The following is a 4,931-nucleotide window of genomic DNA, read 5'->3' as shown; positions in this document are numbered from 1 at the left end:
GGACTGGGGCGTAGGGGCTCATGCCGATGAAATCCCTTGCGGACAGGGTGAGTTACTCCGCATAGCCCGGGTCGTTCGGGTGCGGTTCCAGCGGGGTGACGGCGAAGGTCATCCACGCGTGCAGGGGCAGGGTGCCGAGCACCTTCGCGTGGAGTTCCTCCTCGTCGGCGGCGCGCCAGACGCCGACGCTGCGCAGTTCGCCGACCGGGCGCCACAGCCGGGCCAGATGGCCGGTCGCGGCCAGTTCGCGGGCGCGGACGGCCTCGGCGGCGCGGCGCCGGTCGACCTCTTCCTGGGCGGTGCCCTCGGGGATCGTGGTCGTGATCTCGACCAGGAACTCTCGCAGCATGATCTCGCTCCGTTCGGGCCCGCCCGGCGGCACGGCAGGCGCCGGGCTTCCATGTCCTCATCGTGGCCCGCGACCGGCCCGGGCGCCACGACAGGCTCGCTCCCTGCTGAGAGGCCCGGCCTCCCAGCGCGCGTAGCATGACGGGCGTGGAGCTGCGCCAACTGAGGTACTTCGTCGCCGTCGCCGAGGAGCTGAACTTCGGCCGGGCCGCCGACCGCCTCCTGATCGCCGGCCCGTCCCTCTCCCAGCAGATCAAGGCCCTCGAACGCGACCTGGGCGTACGGCTCTTCGACCGCGACCGCCGCTCGGTCGCCCTCACTGCGGCCGGAGCCGCTCTGCTCCCGCACACCAGGGCCCTGCTGGAGCGCGCCGACGACCTGCGGCGCCGGGCCGGGCGGCTCGCGGGTTCGGAGGCGGTGCGGCTCGGTTACGTCAACTGGCTTCCCGCGGACCTGACTTCGCGCACCGCCGGGGTGGCCCAGGTGCATGTCGACGCGTGGGTCGCGCCCTCGCACACACAGGCCGCCCGGGTCGCGGACGGCAGCCTGGACCTCGCGGTGTGCTGGGTTCGGGACGAGGACCTGAAGCGGCACGGGCTGCGGGCCCGGCTGCTCGGCGCGGACCGGCTGTACGCGGTGTCCCCGGGCACCGAAACCGGTGACGTGCGGGCTCGGGACACCGCTCTCCTCCTCGACGACGACACCAACTCCTGGTCGTCGTGGAACGTCTACGCGGAGCAGTTCGCCCACGACACCGGGGCCCGCGCGGTGCCCATCTCCGACGGCGGTGTCACCGGCCCCGCGTTCTTCGACCACGTCCGCCGCAGCCGTCGTCCGGTCGTCAACTCGCCCAAGGGACAGACCACTTCACTGCCGTCCGACCTGGTGCGCCGGGAGATCGTCGGACCGACGGTCCACTGGACCTGGTCGCTGGTGTGGCGCGAGGGCGAGACGCGCACGGCCGTGCTCGCCGCGGTGGACGCGCTCTGTGACGGTGTCGGCGACCTCGGGCTGCGCGCCCCCGACGCCTGGCTGCCCGAGGGCGACCCGCACCGCTGACGTGGACTGGAAGGCCGGGCCTCCCAGCAACGAGGATTCCGGTCCTGGGCAAACCCCGTCCGACCTTTGCTTTCGCTTCCAGGAGTCGCCTACTTTCTCCGATAGGCGACCGGTCGGCTAGTAGCGATTGGCCGACCGGGAGCACCTCGGCAACTACTTCGGAGAAGGTCGTCATGAGCACTCAGAACCAGAAGGTCGCGATCGTCACCGGTGCCTCACAGGGCATCGGAGCCGGCGTCGTCGACGCGTACCGCAAGCTCGGTTACGCCGTCGTCGCCACCTCGCGGACCATCGCCCCGGCCGACGACGCGGACGTGCTGACCGTCCAGGGCGACATCGCGGACCCGGCGACCGCCGAGCGGGTCGTCGCCGCCGCGATCGAGCGGTTCGGCCGCGTCGACACGCTGGTCAACAACGCGGGCGTCTTCGTCGCCAAGCCGTTCACCGACTACACGGCCGACGACTACGCGTCCGTCCTCGGCATCAACATGACCGGGTTCTTCCGGATCACCCAGCTGGCCATCGGGCACATGCTCGACCAGGGCGGCGGCCACATCGTCAACGTCACCACCAGCCTGGTCGACAACGCGGACGCCCGTGTCCCCTCCGCCCTCGCCTCGCTGACCAAGGGCGGGCTGCAGTCCGCCACCAAGTCCCTCGCCATCGAGTACGCCACCCGCGGCATCCGCGCCAACGCCGTGTCGCCGGGCACCATCAAGACCCCGATGCACCCGGAGGCGACCTACACAGGCCTCTCCGCACTGCACCCGGTCGGCCGGATGGGCGAGGTGAGCGACATCGTCGACGCCGTGGTGTTCTTGGAGAACGCCCCCTTCGTCACCGGCGAGATCCTGCATGTCGACGGCGGTATGAGCGCCGGTCACTGAGAAAGGCCGACGGAGATGAACAGCACGAACGACGACGAAGTCATCCTGCGCGGTGTCCTGGACCCCTGGAAAGCGGCCGTCGACACGCATGAGCCGCAACGGGTCGCGTCCCTCTTCACCGAGGACGCGATCTTCCAGGGGCTGCATCCCTACAGCGTCGGCCGGAAAGGCATCGCCGAGTACTACGACTCCCAACCCCTGGGCATGACAGCCGAGTTCGAGATCCTCGAAACCCGGCGGTACGCCGACGACCTCGTACTCGGTTATCTGGACACGGAGTTCACGTTCACCGACCGGCCGCCGGTCGACGTGAAGCTCGCGGTGTTGGTGAAGCGGGTGGCGGACGGGTGGTCCATCGCCCACTACCAGGTGTCGCGGCTCTGACAGCTGTGAAGGAAAGCTGCGACACGGCTTAAGAAAACCTCGATGGACCCGGGCGCTCCGGTGGGGCAGATTGCTAACAGAATCCACCCCACCCCCGGAACGGGCTCGTTCGACGTGCCCGGGGCCTCACCCTCAGGAGCCGTAGCGTTGAAGGCGCTGGTCAAGGAGAAGGCGGAGCCCGGGCTGTGGCTCGCGGACGTCCCGGAGCCCGCCGTCGGACCCGGCGACGTACTGATCAAGGTCCTGCGGACCGGGATCTGCGGCACCGACCTGCACATCCGGAACTGGGACGGCTGGGCGCGGCAGACGATCCGTACGCCGCTGGTGCTCGGCCACGAGTTCGTGGGCGAGGTCGTCGGGACCGGCCGGGACGTCGCCGACATCGCCATCGGTGAACTGGTCAGCGGCGAGGGCCACTTGGTGTGCGGCAAGTGCCGCAACTGCCTCGCCGGGCGCCGCCACTTGTGCCGCGCCACGGTCGGGCTCGGCGTCGGACGGGACGGGGCCTTCGCGGAGTATGTCGCGCTGCCCGCCGCCAACGTGTGGGTGCACCGCGTCCCCGTCGACCTCGATGTCGCCGCGATCTTCGACCCGTTCGGCAACGCCGTGCACACCGCGCTGTCCTTCCCACTGGTCGGCGAGGACGTCCTGATCACCGGAGCCGGCCCGATCGGCTTGATGGCGGCGGCAGTTGCGCGGCACGCCGGTGCCCGGAACGTCGTGGTGACGGATGTGAGCGAGGAGCGCCTCGCCCTCGCCCGCAAGATAGGTGTGAGCCTCGCCCTGAACGTGACGGACGCTCAGATCGCCGACGGGCAGCGAGAGTTGGGACTCCGCGAAGGCTTCGACATCGGCCTGGAGATGTCCGGCCGCCCCGAGGCCATGCGCGACATGATCGCCAACATGACGCACGGCGGCCGTATCGCCATGCTGGGCCTGCCCTCCCAGGAGTTCCCGGTCGACTGGTCCCGCATCGTCACCTCGATGCTCACCATCAAGGGCATCTACGGCCGTGAGATGTTCGAGACGTGGTACGCGATGTCGGTCCTGCTGGAGGGCGGCCTGGACCTCGCGCCCGTGATCACGGGCCGGTACGGACACCGCGACTTCGAGGCGGCATTCGCGGACGCGGCGAGCGGCAAGGGCGGCAAGGTCATCCTGGACTGGACCGTGTAATGCCCTTCTGGGCCGCGTAACTCCCTTTCGGTGAAGGAACTTTAGGAGCTTCCCCCATGTTCGACTCCGTGCGCGACGACCTCCGCACCACCCTCGACGAGATCCGCGCCGCCGGACTCCACAAGCCCGAGCGCGTGATCGGTTCCCCGCAGTCCGCGACCGTGAACGTCACCGCGGGCGGCCGTCCCGGCGAGGTGCTCAACTTCTGCGCCAACAACTACCTCGGCCTCGCCGACCACCCCGAGGTCGTCGCCGCCGCCCACGCGGCCCTCGACCGCTGGGGCTACGGCATGGCGTCCGTGCGCTTCATCTGTGGCACGCAGGAGGTCCACAAGGAGCTGGAGGCACGCCTCTCCACGTTCCTCGGCCAGGAGGACACGATCCTCTACTCCTCCTGCTTCGACGCCAACGGCGGTGTCTTCGAAACCCTGTTGGGCCCGGAGGACGCGGTCATCTCCGACGCCCTCAACCACGCCTCGATCATCGACGGCATCCGCCTCTCCAAGGCCCGCCGCCTGCGCTACGCCAACCGTGACATGGCCGATCTGGAACGGCAGTTGAAGGAGGCGTCGGGCGCGCGCAGGAAGCTGATCGTCACCGACGGCGTCTTCTCCATGGACGGTTACGTCGCACCCCTCCACGAGATCTGCGACCTCGCCGACCGCTACGACGCGATGGTCATGGTCGACGACTCCCACGCCGTCGGCTTCGTCGGCCCCGGCGGCCGCGGCACCCCCGAACTGCACGGCGTCATGGACCGCGTCGACATCATAACCGGCACCCTCGGCAAGGCCCTCGGCGGCGCCTCCGGCGGCTACGTCGCCGCCCGCGCCGAGATCGTCGCGCTGCTCCGCCAGCGCTCCCGGCCGTACCTCTTCTCGAACACCCTGGCCCCCGTGATCGCGGCAGCGTCCCTGAAGGTGCTCGACCTGCTGGAGTCCGCGGACGACCTGCGCGTCCAACTCGCCGAGAACACCGCGTTGTTCCGCCGGAGGATGACCGAGGAGGGCTTCGACATCCTCGCCGGTGACCATGCGATCGCACCCGTGATGATCGGCGACGCGGGGGTGGCGGGGC

6 protein-coding genes are annotated in these 4,931 nt (G+C 69.8%); 5 read left to right on the top strand and 1 reads right to left on the bottom strand.

Going from position 1 to position 4,931, the window contains the following annotated elements:
• Positions 1–52: 52 nt before the first annotated feature.
• Positions 53–346: a muconolactone Delta-isomerase family protein gene (locus AC31A1_RS46730; RefSeq protein ID WP_489659147.1), complete on the bottom strand. Its 294-nt coding sequence runs from the start codon at positions 344–346 to the stop codon at positions 53–55.
• 140 nt (positions 347–486) lie between these two features.
• On the opposite strand from AC31A1_RS46730, the gene AC31A1_RS46725 reads away from it, so the two are divergent.
• The 5 genes from AC31A1_RS46725 to AC31A1_RS46705 all read left to right on the top strand — a co-directional run.
• Positions 487–1,407 (top strand): LysR family transcriptional regulator, encoded by a 921-nt coding sequence (locus tag AC31A1_RS46725; RefSeq protein WP_489659146.1) that lies wholly within the window; start codon positions 487–489, stop codon positions 1,405–1,407.
• Between the two features lie 173 nt (positions 1,408–1,580).
• Positions 1,581–2,294, top strand: coding sequence for an SDR family NAD(P)-dependent oxidoreductase (locus tag AC31A1_RS46720; protein ID WP_489659145.1), 714 nt, complete (start codon positions 1,581–1,583; stop codon positions 2,292–2,294).
• A gap of 15 nt (positions 2,295–2,309) precedes the next feature.
• Positions 2,310–2,678, top strand: a complete 369-nt coding sequence (locus AC31A1_RS46715; protein WP_489659144.1) for a YybH family protein — start codon at positions 2,310–2,312, stop codon at positions 2,676–2,678.
• 147 nt (positions 2,679–2,825) lie between these two features.
• Positions 2,826–3,854 carry an L-threonine 3-dehydrogenase gene (gene tdh, locus AC31A1_RS46710; protein ID WP_489659143.1) on the top strand — a complete coding sequence of 343 codons (1,029 nt, stop codon included), beginning with the start codon at positions 2,826–2,828 and terminating at the stop codon, positions 3,852–3,854.
• Between the two features lie 56 nt (positions 3,855–3,910).
• Positions 3,911–4,931 (top strand): glycine C-acetyltransferase (locus tag AC31A1_RS46705; protein ID WP_489659142.1); only part of this gene is annotated, 1,021 nt, incomplete at its 3' end.

This window comes from Streptomyces sp. P5F9 (assembly GCF_057961495.1).
The sequence above is the reverse complement of the archived record's forward strand: the minus strand, read 5'-3'. Positions and strand labels throughout refer to the sequence as shown.